Below are 18,859 nucleotides of genomic sequence, written 5' to 3'. Positions count from 1 at the left end.
CCCTCTTTGTTCGGTAAGACTGCTAGCTCGGGAGTTGGCTGGGTGACGCCCCTCCCCTCCGGGACACGCCGTTAATACGTCCATGTAGGCTCGTAAAAAACATCCCTGTTTTTTACTGTCCCGGAGGGGAGGGACGCCACCCAGCTTCCGGCTTGTGAGTTATCTCCTGGTCTGATTCAGGATTGTGTTCACGCTTTGCCTAGAACAGACCTCGCGATGATTTCTTTCATCACCTCGGATGTACCGCCGTAGATTCTTTGTACCCTCGCATCGATAAACGCTCTGGAAATCGGGTATTCGCTGGTGTAACCGTAGCCACCGAACAACTGCAGACAACCATCCGCTACCCGGCACTGCATTTCCGTGGCGCTGTACTTGGCCATGGAAGCCGTCGGAGCGTCGAGTTCGCCTTTTTCGTACAGGGCAATGCATTCGTCGACGAAGGCGCGGTTCACGCGGCAGTCGGTTTCCATGCGGGCGATTTCGAAGCGGGTGTTTTGCAGTTGGGCCAGTTTCTGGCCGAACAGTTCCCGTTCCTGGGAGTAGGCGATGGTCAGGTCCAGGGCGCCGCGGGCGGCGGCGACGCCGAGAGCGCCTATGACCAGGCGTTCGCGTGGCAATTCACGCATCAGGTACATGAAGCCCTGTCCTTCTTCGCCCAGCAGTGCCGAGGCGGGGATGCGCATGTCGGAGAAGAAGAGTTCCGAGGTATCGCCGGAGTGCTGGCCGATTTTGTCGAGGTTGCGGCCTTTGCTGTAGCCCGGCAACGAGGTATCTACCAGGAACAGGCTGATGCCTCGTGCGCCCGCTTTAGGGTCGGTTTTGGCGGCGACGATGACCATGTCGGCGTGTTGGCCGTTGGTGATGAAGGTCTTGGAGCCGTTGAGGATGTAGTCGTCGCCGTCTTTGACGGCACTGGTGCGGATGGCCTGGAGATCGCTTCCGGCGCCGGGTTCGGTCATGGCGATGGCGCCGACGGCTTCGCCGGAGACCATTTTCGGCAGCCAGTGCTGGCGCTGTTCCTCGTTGCCGATGTGGCTGAGGTAGGGGGCGACGATGTCGGAGTGCACCATGACGTTGGTGGACAGGGCGCCGAAACCCATGCGGGCCATTTCTTCACCCACTACAACGGAGTACTGGAAGGGCGCGCCGCAGCCGCCCCAATCTTCCGGGACGTCGACGCACAGCATGCCGGCGTTGCCCAGGGTGTTCCAGAGTTCCCGGGGTACGATGCCGGATTTTTCCCAGGCTTCGTAATGGGGAGTTACCTCGGTTTCCAGGGCCTTGATGACGGACTCCCGGAACATCTCGAGTTCTTCTTTATCAACAACGCTGGTCATGGGTGTTTCCTCCACTTGCTTTGGCACCAGAATTACCGGGGCGCCATACGCAGGGCGTTATCGAGGCGGATTACCTCGCCATTGAGAATCGGGTTGCGCACCATCTGGTCCACCAGCATGCCGAATTCCTCGGCCTTGCCCAGGCGTTTGGGGAACGGCAGTGTGGCGGCCAGGCTGTCCTGCACTTCCTGAGGCATGCCGGCCATCATCGGGGTCATAAAGATGCCCGGGGCGATGGTGTTCACGCGGATGCCTTCCCGCGCCAGCTCCCGTGCGGACTGCAGGGTCATGGCGACGACGCCACCCTTGGAGGCGCTGTAGGCGGCCTGGCCGATCTGGCCTTCAAAGGCCGCAACGGAAGCGGTGTTGATCACCACGCCGCGTTCGCCATCGGCGTTGGGCTCGCGCTGGGCCATGTCGGCGGCGGCCAGGCGCATGATGTTGAAGGTGCCAATCAGGTTGACCTGGATAACCTTGTTAAAGTTCTCCAGCGGCATGGGGCCGTCCCTGCCGAGGATCTTGGCCGCTGGCGCAATGCCGGCACAGTTGACCGCGATGCCACACAGGCCATGGGCGTCACGGGCCGCTTTTACGGCAGCTTCAGCACTATCGGCGGAAGACACGTCACACTCGATGAATACACCGCCGATGTCTTTTGCAACGGCTTCGCCCTGCTCTTTCTGCAGGTCAAAAATGGCTACTTTACAGCCGGCCGCAGCCAGCGCCCGGGCAGCACCTTCGCCAAGACCTGAAGCGCCACCGGTTACTATTGCTGGTACACCCTGAAATTCCATGGTTATCTCCTGATATCAGAGCCGCCGGCGCAGCCGCAAAGGCCCGCCGGCGAACAGTTCGAATTTGGATATGGGGGCAGTCTGTCTCAGTCACCTCCTGGGCGCCATGACATAACCGAGCAGGAAATTTGATAAAAATTGACACCCTGGGGCCAAAACCGATCCGGCCCCAGGGCTTACTGCAGGCGTTCAGAGCTTTTTGGCGTCGTCCCGCAACACGAACTTCTGGATCTTGCCGGTGGAGGTTTTCGGCAGTTCACTGAACACAATGGTCTTGGGCACCTTGAACTTCGCCAGCCGCTCGCGGCAGAAGGCAATGATGTCCTCTTCACTCACTTCCCCGGCTTCCGGCTTCAGTGTCACGAAGGCGCAGGGGGTCTCGCCCCATTTTTCGTCCGGCCTGGCCACTACGGCGGCTTCGAGAATATCGGGATGGCGGTAGAGCACGTCTTCCACTTCAATGGTGGAGATGTTCTCGCCGCCGGAGATAATAATATCCTTCAGGCGGTCCTTGATCTCCGCGTAGCCATCCGGATGCCACACCGCCAGGTCGCCGGTGTGAAACCAGCCTCCCCGCAGGGCTTCCTCAGTAGCCTTTGGGTTTTTCAGATAGCCCTTCATCACGGTGTTGCCACGCAGGAAGATCTCGCCGATGGTTTTACCGTCTTTCGGCACGGCCTCCATGCTGTCCGGATCCCCCACCATCATGCCAGCGAGGGTATGGTAACGAACCCCCTGCCGCGCCTTGATGCGGGCGCGGTCTTCCACCGGCAGGTCGTCCCATTCGGATTTCCAGGCACACACGGTGACCGGGCCATACACCTCGGTGAGGCCGTATACGTGGGTCACCTGGATGCCCATTTCTTCAATGGCCTCGATAACCTTGGCCGGGGGTGCGGCGCCAGCCGTCATTGCCTGCACGGTATGGCTGAAGCTGGATTTCAGGGCGTCCGATGCACCCAGCAGGGTGTTCAGCACAATGGGCGCACCACACATGTGGCTGACCTTGTGTTCGCTGATCAGTTGCAGAATCTTCTCCGGGTCCACCTTACGCAGGCACACATGGGTGCCTGCAAAGGCAGTGATGGTCCAGGGGAAGCACCAGCCATTGCAATGGAACATCGGCAGCGTCCACAGGTACACCGGGTGCATGCCCATGGACCATACCGCCTGGTTGCCCATGGCATTCTCATAGGCCCCACGATGGTGGTACACCACCCCTTTCGGATTGCCGGTGGTGCCGGAGGTATAACACAGGGAAATGGCATCCCATTCATCCGTCGGCATCTGCCATTCGAATTGGGGATCGCCACTGGCCAGGAAATCTTCGTAGTCCAGGTCACTCACCTGAGTGCCACCACCGCCGAACTCCGGATCGTTCACATCAATCACCTGCGGTGGATTATCCAGCAGCCCGACGGCTTCATTGATCACATCGCCAAATTCCCGGTCGGCAATCAGCACCCTGGCTTCGCCATGTTCCAGCATAAAGGCAATGGTCTTGGCGTCCAGGCGAGTGTTAAGCGCATTCAGTACTGCGCCCAGCATGGGAACACCGAAATGGCACTCCAGCATCTCGGGAATGTTCGGCAGCATCGCCGCAACCGTACTTCCCTTGCCCACCCCCTTCGCCGACAGCGCAGAGGCAAGGCGCCGGCAGCGTTCATAGGTTTCCTGCCAGTTGCGGCGTGTCTGACCATGAATCGCGGCCGGATATTCGGGGTAAACGCTGGCAGTGCGTGCCAGAAAATCCAGTGGGCTCAGGGTGGCTCGATTGGCGTCGTTTGGTTGCAGGCCCGTGTCAAAGATGGAGTTCATACCGGTCTCCTGGTGTTGTTATTTAACACCTGACTATAGGGCACAGCAGACGTTTCGGCGAGTCTACGGAGCCGATATGCTTTCGCTATTCCGGCTGCCTTCCGGAACGACGACCTCCGGCAGGCTCGGCGCCCACAAGTGATCATTGGGGACACTGCCTGGGCGCCCGCCGGCGTCGAACGGCAAGGCTTCAATTGCCTCAACGGACAAGCTGGCAACGTCAACCTGACTGACACTGTATGTGTCGTCGCCCAGCAGATCCTCCCCGTTCGCCCACTCAGCAGCGTGGAACGTGGCAACAGCCTCGGACTCCGCCTTGGTCATGAAATAGATGTCCGAGAGCGCAGAGGTCACAAAGCTGATGGCAAACAGAGCGACAAGCATCACGATCACGCTGCCGACCATGGCCCGAGGCATGCCGAAGAAACCGGGCTCATCGCTGCCCTTACCCTTGCGGGCCTTGTCGACGTCTTTGCGGGATAGCGTGCTGAGCACGTCATTGGCGGAAACCAGTTCACCACTGAGGGAGGCGGTAATGAAGTGTCGCAGGGCTGAAAACTCGCGATGCCCCAGGTTCTGGAACTCACACCCGCAGCGATCATTCACCGAATCAAAACTGCGCGGGACAAAGTTCACGTCGATGGAGACATCAGAGCCATCAACCTCGAACACCAGGTGACCATTGTAAACCTGACGCAGCCGCAAGGCTTCCAGCCCCGCGCTCACACTAAAACCGGCAGCTGACAATTCAGCCACCGGAAATTTCTGTATCCTGCCGTCGAGGTTTACATGCAGCCAGGCCGCAATAGTTATCCGGGCGTACTTTTGTTGCGCTTCGGATTCGCGGACAAAGTGCGGTGCCACTGATGCCGTATTCATTAATCTGGCCCTTGCGTGATCGTCAATTGGTATTCACGGGAAATTTCCGCGCTGCTCCAACCACAAGCAAATTATCGCAACTCGATGTTAAATACCGGTTACGAAACCATAATCAGGAATACATAAAGCAGATACATGTCTATTTTTTAACTGTGGAATCCAAGACTACAGATAATCCTCTACGGCAGGTCGCGCAAGGCCTGCTGCGGAAGAAGACCACCTGTTTATATCGGCCAAAGCTGCCTGGGGGGACCGGAAAGAGCTTTATCTATTTCGTTTTCGCAACAAAGCAAAAGCTGTTATAAAAAAATCGAATCAGGCGCTATTTTGCGCATGGAACCCCACTGCCGGAACCGTCGTTATACGAGGCTGTACGAAGAAAATTGCACCCTTTAAGTGGTGCAATCAGCGACACCCGCCCTCATCCCAGCCCGAAGCTCCCCCTGTTACAATGGGCTCCACATCGTTGAGCGCCCTTCATCACCCTCTTCTGTTCAACTCTCCTGGTTTAAATTGGGCCCGAAAAATACTTTACGTTTACGTAAACTTTATCTAACCTAAGTCTAAAAAAGGAAACCGCCATGGACATCAAGAAAACTTACAGCATCAGCGAACTCGCCAAGGAGTTCGACGTCACCACCCGAAGCGTACGTTTTTACGAAGACCAGGGCCTGCTACACCCCACCAGACGTGGGCAGACCCGCATCTTCAGCTCAAAAGACCGGGTGCGCCTGAAGCTGATCCTGCGCGGCAAGCGCATGGGCTTCTCCCTGGCAGAAACCAAGGAGCTGTTCGACCTGTGGGACGAAACTCTCAGCGGCAACGAAAAACAGCTGCTGCTGATGCTGGACACCCTGGCAAACAAGCGGGCCCAGCTCGAGCAGCAGAAAAACGACATCGCCCAGGCAGAAATGGAAATGGATACGGCAGAAGCCCGGTGCAGGGAAGCCCTCGCCGAGCTTCAGAAGAAAAAGCGCCAACAGACTAAAGCTAAGACGGAAGAACCAGTTGAACAGAAATAACGGGAATGACAAGGCAAGCGGGCAGGGCTTCCGAAACACGCTGTAAATACGTCCCTGTACGCTCGGGCTCCGCCATCCATGGCTCCGCACGGTTTCGGAAGCCCTGCCCGCTCACCTTGTCAGCCAACTCTCTGCGAAGGTCAAAAGATCATAAGGTAGCCAACAATGAAATCAGCATACTCAGAGTTCAACTTCGGCCTCGGCGAGACCATCGATATGCTCCGGGAGCAGATCAACGGCTTTGCCGCAAAGGACATCGCCCCTCGCGCCGAAGATATTGACCGCGAAAACCTGTTCCCGAACGACCTGTGGAAAAAGTTCGGCGACATGGGCTTACTGGGTATTACGGCCGATGAAGCCTACGGCGGCTCCGGCATGGGCTACCTTGCACACGTAATCGCCATGGAAGAAATCAGCCGTGCATCGGCTTCCGTTGGCCTGTCCTACGGCGCACACTCCAATCTGTGCGTGAACCAGATCAACCGCAACGGCACCGACGAGCAGAAAGAGAAGTACCTGCCCAAGCTCATCAGCGGTGAACACATCGGCGCCCTGGCCATGTCCGAACCCAACGCCGGTTCCGACGTCGTCTCCATGAAACTCAGCGCCAAAGACGCCGGCGACCACTACGTGCTCAACGGCAGCAAAATGTGGATCACCAACGGCCCGGATGCCAACGTCTACGTCATCTACGCCAAAACCGACCCGGCCGCCGGCCCAAGGGGCATCACCGCCTTCATCGTCGAACGCGACACCCCGGGATTCAGCCAGGCGCAGAAACTCGACAAATTGGGCATGCGCGGCTCCAACACCTGTGAGCTGGTGTTTGAAGACGCCAAGGTACCCAAGGAAAACGTCATGGGCGGCGTCGGCAACGGCGCCAAAGTGCTCATGAGCGGCCTCGACTACGAGCGCCTCGTTCTCTCCGGCGGCCCGCTGGGCATCATGCAGGCCGCCATGGACGTAGTGGTTCCCTACATCCGCGAACGCAAACAGTTCGGCCAGGCCATCGGCGAATTCGAACTGGTCCAGGGCAAAGTCGCCGACATGTACACCTGGATGAACACCGCCAAGTCCTACGTCTACATGGTCGCCATGTCCGCCGACCGCGGCAACACCACCCGAAAAGACGCTGCTGGCGCGATTCTCTACTCCGCGGAAATGGCCACCAAACTGGCCCTGGACGCCATCCAGCTGCTCGGCGGCAACGGTTACATCAACGAATACCCGACAGGACGCCTGTTGCGGGACGCCAAACTGTACGAAATCGGAGCCGGCACGTCCGAAATCCGCCGGATGCTGATCGGTCGTGAGCTGTACCTGAACAACTAGGCCCGCTGTTCCGGGTGGAGGCGGTTGGCCGGGTGGGGCTTTCGGGAACCGCTACGAGCACATCCATGTGCGCTTGACGTAGGCCATCCTTGGCCTACGACATTCCCGAAAGCCCCACCCGGCCAACCGCCCGAACTTGGGTAGTTGCCCTCAAACAGAAGTACAAAGAGCGGATAGCAACCAAATTCAGACGAGGGTCTGGAGCGCCATGCCACCAGACCCGACGCACGGACTCAGACACACGGACTAAAATGCTATGACGGTACTCCAAAGCAAAGTTAACCCAAGGTCCGAAGAATTCCAGGCCAACCAGGAATCCATGGCCAAAGCCGTGGCCGACCTGCGGGACAAGGTAGCCACCATCCAGCAGGGCGGCGGCCCCTCCTACCAGGAACGCCACATTGCCCGCGGCAAATTGCTCCCGAGAGAGCGCATCAACCGCCTCCTGGACGACGGCTCCCCGTTTCTTGAAGTAGGCCAGTTCGCCGCCTACAACGTCTACGACGAAGAAGTCCCCGCCGCCGGCGTTGTCGCAGGCGTAGGCCGTGTGTCCGGGACCGAATGCATGATCATCGCCAACGACGCCACTGTAAAAGGCGGCAGCTACTACCCGCTGACGGTTAAAAAACACCTCCGCGCCCAGGAAATTGCCCTGCAGAACCGCCTGCCCTGCATCTACCTCGTAGACTCCGGCGGCGCCAACCTGCCCAGGCAGGACGAAGTCTTCCCGGACCGCGACCACTTCGGCCGCATCTTCTACAACCAGGCGAGAATGTCCGCCGACGACATCCCCCAGATCGCCGTCGTCATGGGCCTGTGCACCGCCGGCGGTGCCTACGTACCCGCCATGGCAGATGAATCCATCATCGTGCGCAACCAGGGCACCATCTTCCTGGCCGGCCCGCCGCTGGTCAAAGCCGCCACCGGTGAAGTGGTCAGCGCCGAAGACCTGGGCGGTGCCGACGTACACTGCAAAGTCTCCGGCGTGGCTGACCACTACGCTGAAAACGACGCCCACGCCCTGGAAATCGCCCGGCGCTGCATCTCCAATCTCAACCGCCGCAAACCGGCGGACGTGGAGATCCGCAAGCCCAAGGCGCCACTGTTCAACGCCGAAGAAATCTACGGCATCGTCGGCACCGACCTTCGCAAACAGTTCGATGTGCGCGACGTCATCGCCCGCATCGTCGACGGCTCCGAATTCGATGAATTCAAACGCTACTACGGCCAGACCCTGGTCACCGGCTTTGCCCATATCCACGGCTACCCGGTGGGCATTATTGCCAACAACGGCATCCTGTTCAGCGAGTCCGCCCAGAAAGGCGCGCACTTTATTGAACTCTGCTGCCAGCGCAACATCCCGCTGCTGTTCCTGCAGAACATCACCGGCTTCATGGTGGGCCAGAAACACGAGGCTGAAGGCATCGCCAAGCACGGCGCCAAGATGGTGATGGCTGTGGCCTGTGCCGAAGTGCCCAAGATTACCGTACTGATCGGTGGGTCTTTTGGCGCGGGCAACTACGGCATGTGCGGCCGCGCCTACAGCCCCGACTTCCTGTGGATGTGGCCCAACGCCCGCATCTCAGTGATGGGCGGCGAACAGGCCGCAGGCGTACTGGCGACCGTCAAGCGCGAAGGCATGGAGCGAAAGGGCCAGGAGTGGAGCACCGATGAAGAGGCAGAATTCAAGAAACCCATCGTCGACTCCTACGAACACCAGGGCCACCCCTACTACGCCAGCGCCCGCCTGTGGGACGACGGCGTGATCGACCCGGCCCAGACCCGCGAAGTGGTCGCCCTGAGCCTGTCCGCCACCCTTAATCGCCCGGCCAAGCCAACACGCTTCGGCGTGTTCCGCATGTAACGGAGGACAACGCCATGACCGATCAGGAATCAGCGGTACTGCTCAACCAACGCGCCGAGGGTGTCACCGAAGTGGTGCTCAACCGGCCGGACAAACGCAACGCCTTCGACGACGTGATTATCCAGCAGCTGATCAACGCGCTGGAAAAAGTGAACGCCGACGACAAAACCAACATCGTGATCCTGCGCTCCGAGGGCAAGCACTTCTCCGCCGGGGCAGACCTGGGCTGGATGCGCCGCATGGCGGACAACACCCGCCAGGAAAACCTGGACGACTCGCGGGAACTGGCGCGGCTGATGAACACCCTGAACCACCTCGGCAAGCCGGTGATCGGGCTAGTGCAGGGCGCGGCCTTTGGCGGCGCTGTGGGCCTGGCTGCCTGCTGCGACATCGTGCTCGCCACCGAAAAAGCCAGCTTCTGCCTGAGTGAAGTCAAACTCGGCCTGATTCCGGCGGTGATCAGCCCCTACGTGGTCCGCGCCATTGGCGAACGCCAGGCCCGCCGCTATTTCATTACAGCCGAAATCTTCACCGCCCGGCAAGCCGAACACTTCGGCCTGGTACACGAAGTGTGTGACGACGTGGACGCCATGGAGCGCCGCTGTGATGAGCTGCTGCTGCAGCTTGCCCTCAACGGCCCTGAAGCCATGCAGGCGGCCAAGGACCTGGTGTTCGCTGTCAGCCACAAGGTCATCGGCAACGACGTCATCGACGACACCGCACAACGCATCGCGGACATCCGGGTGGGTGCCGAAGGGCAGGAAGGGCTCAATGCCTTCCTGAACAAGCGCAAAGCCAACTGGGTTCCGGAGGAAGACTAATGTTCAGCAAAATCCTGATCGCCAACCGCGGCGAAATCGCCTGCCGGATCATACAGACCGCCCATCGCATGGGCATCCGTGTCGTCGCCGTCTATTCTGACGCCGACGCCGACGCACGGCACGTGGCGATGGCCGACGAAGCCTTCAACATCGGCCCGGCCCCCAGCTCCGAGAGCTACCTGAAAGCCGACAAGATCATCGAAGTGGCGAAAGAAAGCGGTGCCCAGGCCGTTCACCCGGGCTACGGTTTTCTCTCCGAGAACACCCAGTTCGCCGAAGCCTGCGAAGCCAACAACATCGTGTTCATCGGCCCGCCCTCCTCCGCCATCGCGGCGATGGGCTCCAAATCCGCAGCCAAATCCATCATGGAAAAAGCCGGCGTGCCCCTGGTGCCCGGTTACCACGGTGACGACCAGTCCCCGGACACCCTGCGCAAGGAAGCCGAGAAATGCGGCTTCCCGCTGCTGCTCAAAGCCGTTGCCGGTGGTGGTGGTAAAGGCATGCGGGTGGTTGAGCGCATGGAAGAATTTGATGACGCCCTGGCCGCCGCCAAACGGGAATCGAAGAACGCCTTCGGCAACCCTGACATGCTCATCGAACGCTACCTGACCCAGCCACGCCACGTGGAAATCCAGGTGTTCTGCGACAAAAGCGGCAAAGGCGTGTACCTGGCCGAGCGGGATTGTTCCGTACAGCGCCGCCACCAGAAAGTACTGGAAGAGGCCCCGGCACCCGGCCTGAGCGACGACACCCGCAAGGCCATGGGCGAAGCCGCCGTCAAAGCCGCCCAGGCCATCAACTACGTGGGCGCCGGCACCGTGGAATTCCTCTACGACGTGGACGGCTCCTTCTTCTTCATGGAAATGAACACCCGCCTGCAGGTAGAGCACCCGGTCACCGAAATGGTCACCGGCCAGGACCTGGTGGAATGGCAGTTGAAAGTGGCCTGGGGCGACCCGCTGCCGCTGGAACAGTCCCAGGTGAAAACCCGGGGCCACGCCCTGGAGGCGCGCATCTACGCCGAAGACCCGGACCAGGACTTCCTGCCCGCCACCGGCAACCTGCGTTACCTGAGTACTCCTGATGAGAGCGCGCATGTGCGAGTGGATACAGGCGTCACCGAAGGCGACGACATCAGCATCCACTACGACCCGATGATCGCCAAGCTCATCGTGTGGGACGAAACCCGGGACCAGGCCATCAACCGCATGGTCCAGGCCCTGGAGCATTACCGGATTGCTGGCGTCAAAACCAACATCCGCTTCCTCCATGCCCTGGCCGATGCCCAGCCGTTCCGGGAAGCGGAGCTGACCACCGGGTTTATCGAAAAACACCGCGAACTGCTGTTCCCGAAATCCAAACTCGACACCCACAAAGCCCTGGTACTGGCCGCCGGCTTCGTGCTGGAACAGCGCAAATCCCGGGAAGTAATCAGCACCGACCCCTGGTCGCCCTTCGGCCGCCAGAACAGCTGGCGCATGAACTCTGAATACGCCCAGCCCCTGCAACTGCAGGTGGGTGACGACATCCACGAACTCAAGGTGCTGGAGCGGGACGACCGCTACCAGGTGTTCGTTGGTGGCAGCGTGTACAACCTCACCGCCCGCCTGGACGACGACTACCTGCAGGCCGTCATCAACGGCCACCGCATCAGCATCCACGGCAACCTGCACAACGACCAACTGGTACTCTTCTACGAAGGCGACACCTTCCAGTGCATTCTGTACCGGGAAACCTACGGCTTCGAAGAAATGGCCGGCGAAGGCAGCCTGGCCGCCCCCATGAACGGCGCCATCGTTGCCGTCCAGGCCAAGGTGGGCGACACCGTTAGGGCTGGCCAGAGCCTGGTGATCATGGAAGCCATGAAAATGGAACACGCCATCAAAGCCCCGGCTGACGGCGTCGTAACCGACATTTTCTTCGCCGAAGGCGACCAGGTATCCGAAGGCGCCGAACTGATCGCTATTGAAGTCACCGCAGACGCGGAGAAGGAGGCAGGATAATGGCCTTTCCCCAAAAAGTACGACTGGTTGAAATGAGCCCCCGGGACGGCCTGCAGAACGAGCCCGGCCCGGTGATCGACACCGCCATCAAAACCGAGCTCATCGAACGGCTGGCCGACTGCGGCCTCAACCACATCGAATCCGCCAGCTTCGTGTCCCCGAAATGGGTCCCGCAGATGGGCGACGCCACCGACGTCATGGCCGGCATCAAACGCAAACCCGGCGTGCGCTACTCCGTACTCACCCCCAACCTCAAGGGCTTCGAAAACGCCCTCGCGGCCGGGGTGGACGAAGTGGCTGTCTTCGGCGCTGCGTCCGAATCCTTCAGCCAGAAAAACATCAACTGCTCCATCGCCGAAAGCCTCGAACGCTTCCTGCCGGTGATGGAAGCCGCCAAACAGCACCACATACCGGTCCGCGGCTACGTCTCCACCGTCCTCGGCTGCCCCTACGAAGGCGACATCGCCCCCGAACAGGTCGCCAAGGTTGCCAAAGCCCTGGCCGAACTCGGCTGCTACGAAATCTCCCTGGGCGACACCATCGGCGTTGGCACTCCGTTGAAGGCAAAACGCATGCTCGAAGCCGTCGCCGCCGAGGTACCCATCGAAAAACTGGCCGCCCACTTCCACGACACCTACGGCCAGGCGCTGGCAAACCTCTACGCCGTACTGGAAGAAGGCATTTCGGTTATCGACGCCTCCGTAGCCGGCCTCGGCGGCTGCCCCTACGCCAAGGGCGCCTCCGGCAACGTGGCAACAGAAGACGTGCTATACCTGCTTAACGGTCTGGGCATAAAAACAGGCGTCGATCTGGACAAATTAGTGGCAACCGGCGAATGGATAAGCGCACAGCTGAATCGCCAAAACGGCTCAAAAGTAGGCCAAGCCCTGGGCGGTAACTGCAAATGATCAAATGGGGAGCGGGCCCGGTTGCCCGGGACCGTAAAAAACAGGGATGTTTTTTACGAGCCTACATGGACGTATTAACGGCGTGTCCCGGGCAACCGGGCCCGCTCCCCAAAGCACTCAATTAACAGGCTAGGAGCGTTTTTCAATGACCCAGACCAAGAATGTAGTAGCCCTGGATCTCCCAATCCCGGAGATCAAAGACATGCCAGAAGACACCCAGAAGTACTTCCAGATCTGCCAGGAAAAACTCGGCATGATCCCCAATGTGCTCACCGCCTACAGCCAGAACCTCAAACAACTCGAAGGCTTCACCCGCCTCTACAACGAACTGATGATGGGCGAAGGCGAACTCAGCAAACTCGAGCGGGAAATGGTCGCCGTGGTGGTGTCCTCCGAGAACAAATGCTTCTACTGCCTGGTAGCCCACGGCGCCGCCGTTCGCGTATTAAGTGGTGACCCTCAACTGGGCGAGCACATGGTGATGAACTACCGCACCGCCAATCTCGACAAGCGCCAGCGGGCGATGCTGGACTTTGCATCGCACCTCACCCGCTCCCCGGCCACCGTCACCGAAGAACACATCCAGGCCCTGCGGGATGCCGGCCTCAGTGACCGCGGCATCTGGGACCTGAGCAACCTGATCGGCTTCTACAACATGTCCAATCGCGTGGCCATCGCCAGCGATATGCAACCAAACCCGGAATATCACAGCCAGAGTCGCTAGCAGGTTCGACCCTGCTCGCCCTCGAATACAACAACGTTTCCAAATACAAGAACAACGGAGGTAGAGATAATGAGCATGACTCTCCCAAGCTATACCAGTGGCACCTCAGAAAGCCCACTGCTGGGCATGACCATCGGCGAAATGCTCGACCGCACCGCCGAGAAGTATCCAGACACCGAAGCACTGGTCTCCCTACACCAGGACATCCGCTGGACCTACAAGGAATTCCTGGAAAAGGTCAACGAAGCGGCCCGGGCCTTCATGGCCATCGGCGTTGAACGCGGCGACCGGGTGGGCATCTGGTCCCCCAACCGCTACGAGTGGACCGTCACCCAGTTCGCCACCGCCAAGGTTGGCGCCATCCTTGTAAACATCAACCCGGCCTACGGCGTGCACGAACTGGAATACGCCCTCAACCTGGCTGGCATACGCTTTCTGGTCTCGGCGGACAGCTTCAAAACCTCCGACTACCGCAAGATGATCTACGAACTGGCGCCGGAACTGCACGCCAGCCAACCCGGCAAGCTCAAGTCCCGGCGCCTTGAAAAGCTCGAAGGCGTGATCAACCTCGACAAGCGCAGCCACGAAGGCATGTGGACCTGGAGCTACTTCCTCGGCAAGGCCGACGACGTCACCCAGCAGCAACTGGACAAGCGCCAGAGCGTGCTGCAGTTTGATGACCCCATCAACATCCAGTTTACCTCCGGCACCACCGGCAACCCCAAAGGCGCCACCCTCACCCACCACAACATCCTCAACAACGGATACTTTGTGGGCGAGAGCCAGCGCCTGACCGAGAAAGACCGCCTGGTCATCCCCGTTCCCCTGTACCACTGCTTCGGCATGGTAATGGGCAACCTGGGCTGCATCACCCACGGCTCCACCATGATCTACCCGGGTGAAGGCTTCGAGCCCAAATCCGTACTGCAGGCGGTGCACCAGGAAAAGGCCACCGCCCTTTACGGCGTGCCCACCATGTTCATCGCCGAACTGGCCGAGCCGGAGTTTGAAAGCTACGACCTCTCCAGCCTGCGCACCGGCATCATGGCCGGCTCCATCTGCCCGGCGGAAGTGATGAAAAAGGTCAACGGCAAGATGAACATGAAAGAAGTTCAGATCGCCTACGGCATGACCGAAACCAGCCCGGTGTCCACCCAGACCAGCTCCCTCGACCCGTTCGAGAAGCAGGTAACCACCGTGGGCCGCACCCAGCCGCACCTGGAAACCAAGATCGTCGACCCCGGCACCGGCAACATCCTGCCCCGGGGCGAAACCGGCGAGCTCTGCACCCGCGGCTATAGTGTGATGCTGAGATACTGGAACAACGAAGAAAAAACCAATGAGGCCATCGACGAAGCCGGCTGGATGCACACCGGCGACCTGGCCACCATGGACGAAGAAGGCTACATCCAGATCGTCGGTCGCATCAAAGACATGGTCATCCGCGGCGGCGAGAACATCTACCCGAAAGAAATCGAGGAATTCCTCTACACCCACCCCGCCATCGAGGAAGTGCAGGTAACCGGCATCCCCGACGACAAGTACGGCGAAGAGCTCATCGCCTGGGTAAAACTGGCCCCGGATGCCGACCAGGTCACCGGCGACGAACTGCGGGAATTCTGCAAAGGCAAGATCGCCCACTTCAAGATCCCCAGGAACTACAAGTTCGTGGATGAATTCCCCATGACGGTCACCGGGAAGATCCAGAAGTTCAAAATGCGGGAGATTTCTATTGAGGAGATGGGGTTGAAGAAGTAGGCCTCTCCTCCATTCCGTTCCTGCTTCAAGCCCCAGCTATGTGCTGGGGTTTGTGCTTTATGTGCGCTCCCAGAGAAGCCGGGAGCATGCAAGGGCTGTAGCGGTCCGGAGTTATACGAACCGGTTCGCAAAACTCCAAGGAAGGGGCGGGAAACCTTTATAAGTATCTGATACTGTTAAAGCTGAATTTTAATGCTTTGGAATTATACGCCCTCCTTAGAGGGAGAAGCGCAGACCAAGCAGGGCGTATAACTTCGGCGGTAGCTATGGCGAATCTTGGTTAGCTGTTGTTTTAAAAACATTTTTGGAGGTCGTCTGGGCGGCTGAAATTGGAATTATACGAATGGGGGATATACGAACGCGTTCGTATAATACGCTGTTACAAATCAAGGGAGATTGAGCAGTAATGATCGCCAGGGAATGGAAATGCCGAGTGCCTGAAGCACATAGTGAAGGGTTCACAAGCTACCTCTACGAAACCGGCATCAAGGATTCGTCTGCAACACCTGGCTTTCTCGGTGCTCAAATTTTCCGTCGTTCACTGGTCGCCAAAATAGAGCTTACCCTCATCACGTACTGGGACAACCTGGAGTCTATCAAGGCGTTTGCTGGCAACGATATTTCACAGGCTCGGTTGTACCCGGAAGATGAGGTTTACGAGCTTGAGCCTGACCTTTCTGTGCAGCACTATGAGGTCATCGAACATCAGATTTCGTCAGAGCAGCGGGGGTAAACGGGTGCACTTGCTTTGTAACCAGTCGTTCAAGTTCGTTCCCGGCCTGACGGCCGTCCACCGGACGCCCTTTTCTCCACTGCGCTCCAAAAAGGTCGCCGCTTAACATTGGCGTTAAAAGTATAGATGAGCGATATAAAAGATAGAGTTTTCCGCCTTTGGGCGAGAGGTTTTTACATATTCACCGCGGTTGTCGCGATCGTGATGTTTTCCTATGCAGCCACAGGCAATTATTTGGCTGCAAGGGTCGCAGACGTGGCCATAGTTCTGTGGTTTTTCTTTCTTGGTGTGGGCGTTTACGTACTTTTGCCCGCGTTCATCTGGACTATGGCTCGGGATTGGGTTCGCCTCACCCTGTACTTTTTCGTTGTGATTCCAGTTGGGGCGCTGGTGTACTTCAAGCTGTCTTGATCGAGACATTTTAACAATTTGTTGTAGTACGTTCCGGGCCTTTGGCCCTCCACCGGACGCCCATTTCGCTGCGCTACATGTGCGCCGCTAAACCAAGGCGTTATGCAGGATGATGAACTGGTCAATCGCTAAAAAATTATCAGGCGGAGCGCTGACATTGATCGGTTTGGCAGTGTTAGCAGATATCCTCGTCGCATTATTCATCGGGCGTGGTGCGCTGACCGCTGAATCTGTTGGTTGCTATCTTACCGATGCAATGGTGATTGGTTTTCACTGTCAGGGGTTTTGGGCATCTGACATTGTGTCGGCCTGGCTCAACCTTCCAGCGTGGGCGGTCTACGGGCTAATGTTTGCACCCTATAGCTTCAAAGCGGCAATTCTGGCTATTTTGGTATGGCTGCCGCTAATCATTTTCATCGTGGCTTCGCGCAAGGTGGCTCAGCGTGCATAACAAGGCGCAGCAGTTCGCGGCCGGTGGCCGCCGGACGCCCTTTACGTGGCTCCTTCGTCGCCACTCCAAGGTCGCCGCTGTGCTTCGGCGTTATACACAAGGAGTAGTCACAGAAAATGGCAAGGAATCGCGGCCAAGGTGGGCCAATTGAATCAAGGTTGATCAGCCTCTTCGCATCTCTGTTTTTCTCTGTCCCGACCGCAGCGTTTATCTGGCTCGGGGTTAACAAAGAACTCGCGTACTGGGGTGGGTTTCTCAGCAGTACCTACCTTGTCGCCTGTATCATCATTTTTGCTGTGTTGGCGTTGCTACTCCCGCAACTGTTTCCATCTATTCTCGGGGGTATCTGGCGCGGTATTGTCAGGGTCGAGCGTTGGTGGGGCTGGTAGCCTTGTGTATAACCAATCGTTCAAGTTCGCTACCGGCCTGGCGGCCGTCCGCCGGACGCCTACTACGCTGCGCTTCGCAGGCGCCGCTTAACATTCAGCGTTAAACGTATTGCCTAAGGAAATGTCGTGAGTCCAAAAATTCCAATAGCTCTCTGCGGTGGACTTATGGTCGGCGTGTCTGTACCTGTCATCGTAGCTGCAGTGGGGAATATTCCTGCTGTCATTTTTGGCATCGCTATGTTTTTCTGCGGAGGGCTACTGGTGGTCTCAATTCGTTCCCAAAAAACGAAATATCAGTTGGTACTTCTTGGTCTGAACGTACTCATCGCAACGGTTGTCTTGGTCGGTGTTCTGGTTTTCCATCCCCATACGTTCTTGGTAATTTGGTCGGCTCTAATCATCATGCTTTCAGCGGTAAGTGGCCGGCTCTTGAGCTCTAGGGGAACCGTTTAACAAGGCGCTGTAGTACGCGGCCGATGGCCGCCGGACGCCCTTTTCATTGCGGCTTCGCCTCCATTACAAGGGCGCCGCTAAGCTTCGCGTTAAAAGTATAGATGAGCGATATAAAAGATAGAGTTTTCCGCCTTTGGGCGAGAGGTTTTTACATATTCACCGCGGTTGTCGCGATCGTGATGTTTTCCTATGCAGCCACAGGCAATTATTTGGCTGCAAGGGTCGCAGACGTGGCCATAGTTCTGTGGTTTTTCTTTCTTGGTGTGGGCGTTTACGTACTTTTGCCCGCGTTCATCTGGACTATGGCTCGGGATTGGGTTCGCCTCACCCTGTACTTTTTCGTTGTGATTCCAGTTGGGGCGCTGGTGTACTTCAAGCTGTCTTGATCGAGACATTTTAACAATTTGTTGTAGTACGTTCCGGGCCTTTGGCCCTCCACCGGACGCCCATTTCGCTGCGCTACATGTGCGCCGCTAAACCAAGGCGTTAGCAGTTCCCAGGGAGGGAGCATTGAGTCACGTTCAGAGCATCCAGGTCGAGAATTTTCGTGAGTCTCTGAAGCTTACCCAGCGTTCAATTTTTCTGGGGCTTCTTGTTGCGGGAATAGTGCATTACTTGGGACATATGGATGAAGGCAGGGCTCTTCCGGGCGTGCCGTTTTTAAACGTCGAGTTCAGCTCTCTAGAGTCTCTCCAGGTTGTACTTCTTGTTCTATACATCGGCTCTGGGGTCACTGCTTGGTTTTCAACAAGTCGAGCTTTTAATGTGTTGCGCGATATCGATGACCCTCTTGTAGCGGTAGCGGCCTCAAAGTACCCGTGTTTAGTAGTTTCAAATATTTGGGTCAGCTCCTTGCTCGCGGGGGCATTATTAGGCATCGGCTACCTGCTGCTTTCATCAATTTTTGTATTCGATAGCCTTCTTGAGCGTTCACTATATTTCATCGTGTCGTTACCGTATTTTGCTACCTTACGTACTGGCAGTGAAATTCATTCGTGGCACCGAAAATATGTCGCTGAATCATAGACCTGTTAACACATATGAGCCTTCTCGGGATCAATAGGCAATAGTCATTTTTTTGGCCGCGCCAGCGGCCAACTTAAACCCATGAGCGAGAACGCCTGCTTCGCTAGTCTCGTGGGGCTGTCAGGCACTCACA

General features: G+C 58.0%; 18 protein-coding genes. 14 read left to right on the top strand and 4 right to left on the bottom strand.

The genetic code is table 11. The features are described 5' to 3' along the window. Positions 1 to 188: 188 nt before the first annotated feature. From FO268_RS14800 to FO268_RS14785, 4 genes are all read right to left on the bottom strand, one after another. On the bottom strand, positions 189 to 1,340 hold the full coding sequence (locus FO268_RS14800; RefSeq protein ID WP_150994085.1) for an acyl-CoA dehydrogenase family protein: 1,152 nt from the start codon (positions 1,338 to 1,340) through the stop codon (positions 189 to 191). 32 nt (positions 1,341 to 1,372) lie between these two features. Next, positions 1,373 to 2,134 carry an SDR family NAD(P)-dependent oxidoreductase gene (locus FO268_RS14795; protein ID WP_150994084.1) on the bottom strand — a complete coding sequence of 254 codons (762 nt, stop codon included), beginning with the start codon at positions 2,132 to 2,134 and terminating at the stop codon, positions 1,373 to 1,375. A 189-nt stretch (positions 2,135 to 2,323) separates the two neighbouring features. Then, positions 2,324 to 3,952, bottom strand: coding sequence for an acyl-CoA synthetase (locus tag FO268_RS14790; RefSeq protein ID WP_150994083.1), 1,629 nt, complete (start codon positions 3,950 to 3,952; stop codon positions 2,324 to 2,326). 63 nt (positions 3,953 to 4,015) lie between these two features. Then, on the bottom strand, positions 4,016 to 4,831 hold the full coding sequence (locus FO268_RS14785) for a PilZ domain-containing protein (protein WP_150994082.1): 816 nt from the start codon (positions 4,829 to 4,831) through the stop codon (positions 4,016 to 4,018). A 581-nt stretch (positions 4,832 to 5,412) separates the two neighbouring features. Between FO268_RS14785 and FO268_RS14780 the strand changes: the two genes are divergently transcribed. From FO268_RS14780 to FO268_RS14710, 14 genes are all read left to right on the top strand, one after another. Further along, a complete protein-coding gene (locus FO268_RS14780; RefSeq protein ID WP_150994081.1) occupies positions 5,413 to 5,853 on the top strand; it encodes a MerR family transcriptional regulator in 441 nt (146 codons plus the stop codon). 165 nt (positions 5,854 to 6,018) lie between these two features. Further along, positions 6,019 to 7,185, top strand: coding sequence for an isovaleryl-CoA dehydrogenase (locus tag FO268_RS14775; protein WP_150994080.1), 1,167 nt, complete (start codon positions 6,019 to 6,021; stop codon positions 7,183 to 7,185). Between the two features lie 256 nt (positions 7,186 to 7,441). Beyond that, the gene (locus FO268_RS14770; RefSeq protein ID WP_150994079.1) at positions 7,442 to 9,049 is read left to right on the top strand and encodes a carboxyl transferase domain-containing protein; all 1,608 of its coding nucleotides are present in this window, start codon (positions 7,442 to 7,444) and stop codon (positions 9,047 to 9,049) included. A gap of 14 nt (positions 9,050 to 9,063) precedes the next feature. Continuing rightward, positions 9,064 to 9,870: an enoyl-CoA hydratase-related protein gene (locus FO268_RS14765; RefSeq protein ID WP_150994078.1), complete on the top strand. Its 807-nt coding sequence runs from the start codon at positions 9,064 to 9,066 to the stop codon at positions 9,868 to 9,870. After that, complete coding sequence (locus FO268_RS14760) at positions 9,870 to 11,873, top strand: acetyl/propionyl/methylcrotonyl-CoA carboxylase subunit alpha (protein WP_150994077.1); 2,004 nt, start codon at positions 9,870 to 9,872, stop codon at positions 11,871 to 11,873. Before FO268_RS14765 ends, FO268_RS14760 begins: the two co-directional genes overlap by 1 nt. Beyond that, entirely contained in the window at positions 11,873 to 12,781 is a 909-nt protein-coding gene (locus tag FO268_RS14755; RefSeq protein WP_150994076.1) for a hydroxymethylglutaryl-CoA lyase, read from the top strand. The genes FO268_RS14760 and FO268_RS14755 overlap by 1 nt, the downstream gene beginning before the upstream one ends. Positions 12,782 to 12,926: 145 nt before the next feature. Beyond that, entirely contained in the window at positions 12,927 to 13,505 is a 579-nt protein-coding gene (locus FO268_RS14750) for a peroxidase-related enzyme (RefSeq protein WP_150994075.1), read from the top strand. A gap of 75 nt (positions 13,506 to 13,580) precedes the next feature. After that, entirely contained in the window at positions 13,581 to 15,263 is a 1,683-nt protein-coding gene (locus FO268_RS14745) for an AMP-binding protein (protein ID WP_227716502.1), read from the top strand. Between the two features lie 433 nt (positions 15,264 to 15,696). After that, positions 15,697 to 15,996 (top strand): antibiotic biosynthesis monooxygenase family protein, encoded by a 300-nt coding sequence (locus FO268_RS14740; protein ID WP_225316741.1) that lies wholly within the window; start codon positions 15,697 to 15,699, stop codon positions 15,994 to 15,996. Positions 15,997 to 16,122: 126 nt separating this feature from the next. Beyond that, positions 16,123 to 16,407 carry a hypothetical protein gene (locus FO268_RS14735; protein WP_150994069.1) on the top strand — a complete coding sequence of 95 codons (285 nt, stop codon included), beginning with the start codon at positions 16,123 to 16,125 and terminating at the stop codon, positions 16,405 to 16,407. Between the two features lie 109 nt (positions 16,408 to 16,516). Next, positions 16,517 to 16,858 (top strand): hypothetical protein, encoded by a 342-nt coding sequence (locus FO268_RS14730; RefSeq protein ID WP_150994072.1) that lies wholly within the window; start codon positions 16,517 to 16,519, stop codon positions 16,856 to 16,858. 515 nt (positions 16,859 to 17,373) lie between these two features. Next, entirely contained in the window at positions 17,374 to 17,700 is a 327-nt protein-coding gene (locus tag FO268_RS14720; RefSeq protein WP_150994070.1) for a hypothetical protein, read from the top strand. A 101-nt stretch (positions 17,701 to 17,801) separates the two neighbouring features. After that, positions 17,802 to 18,086, top strand: coding sequence for a hypothetical protein (locus tag FO268_RS14715; RefSeq protein ID WP_150994069.1), 285 nt, complete (start codon positions 17,802 to 17,804; stop codon positions 18,084 to 18,086). Positions 18,087 to 18,210: 124 nt separating this feature from the next. Then, positions 18,211 to 18,726: a hypothetical protein gene (locus tag FO268_RS14710; protein ID WP_150994068.1), complete on the top strand. Its 516-nt coding sequence runs from the start codon at positions 18,211 to 18,213 to the stop codon at positions 18,724 to 18,726. Positions 18,727 to 18,859 lie beyond the last annotated feature (133 nt).

Origin of the sequence: Marinobacter denitrificans, from assembly GCF_008795955.1 — a bacterium.
GTDB classification, from domain to species: Bacteria; Pseudomonadota; Gammaproteobacteria; order Pseudomonadales; family Oleiphilaceae; genus Marinobacter; species Marinobacter denitrificans.
The sequence above is the reverse complement of the archived record's forward strand: the minus strand, read 5'-3'. Positions and strand labels throughout refer to the sequence as shown.

Coding starts and splice junctions, on each gene's coding strand:
- FO268_RS14735 (WP_150994069.1), top strand. CDS start 16,123: ATGAGCGATATAAAAGATAGAGTTTTCCGCCTTTGGGCGAGAGGTTTT.
- FO268_RS14800 (WP_150994085.1), bottom strand. CDS start 1,340: ATGACCAGCGTTGTTGATAAAGAAGAACTCGAGATGTTCCGGGAGTCC.
- FO268_RS14730 (WP_150994072.1), top strand. CDS start 16,517: ATGATGAACTGGTCAATCGCTAAAAAATTATCAGGCGGAGCGCTGACA.
- FO268_RS14790 (WP_150994083.1), bottom strand. CDS start 3,952: ATGAACTCCATCTTTGACACGGGCCTGCAACCAAACGACGCCAATCGA.
- FO268_RS14795 (WP_150994084.1), bottom strand. CDS start 2,134: ATGGAATTTCAGGGTGTACCAGCAATAGTAACCGGTGGCGCTTCAGGT.
- FO268_RS14750 (WP_150994075.1), top strand. CDS start 12,927: ATGACCCAGACCAAGAATGTAGTAGCCCTGGATCTCCCAATCCCGGAG.
- FO268_RS14755 (WP_150994076.1), top strand. CDS start 11,873: ATGGCCTTTCCCCAAAAAGTACGACTGGTTGAAATGAGCCCCCGGGAC.
- FO268_RS14785 (WP_150994082.1), bottom strand. CDS start 4,831: ATGAATACGGCATCAGTGGCACCGCACTTTGTCCGCGAATCCGAAGCG.
- FO268_RS14775 (WP_150994080.1), top strand. CDS start 6,019: ATGAAATCAGCATACTCAGAGTTCAACTTCGGCCTCGGCGAGACCATC.
- FO268_RS14770 (WP_150994079.1), top strand. CDS start 7,442: ATGACGGTACTCCAAAGCAAAGTTAACCCAAGGTCCGAAGAATTCCAG.
- FO268_RS14715 (WP_150994069.1), top strand. CDS start 17,802: ATGAGCGATATAAAAGATAGAGTTTTCCGCCTTTGGGCGAGAGGTTTT.
- FO268_RS14760 (WP_150994077.1), top strand. CDS start 9,870: ATGTTCAGCAAAATCCTGATCGCCAACCGCGGCGAAATCGCCTGCCGG.
- FO268_RS14765 (WP_150994078.1), top strand. CDS start 9,064: ATGACCGATCAGGAATCAGCGGTACTGCTCAACCAACGCGCCGAGGGT.
- FO268_RS14780 (WP_150994081.1), top strand. CDS start 5,413: ATGGACATCAAGAAAACTTACAGCATCAGCGAACTCGCCAAGGAGTTC.
- FO268_RS14745 (WP_227716502.1), top strand. CDS start 13,581: ATGACTCTCCCAAGCTATACCAGTGGCACCTCAGAAAGCCCACTGCTG.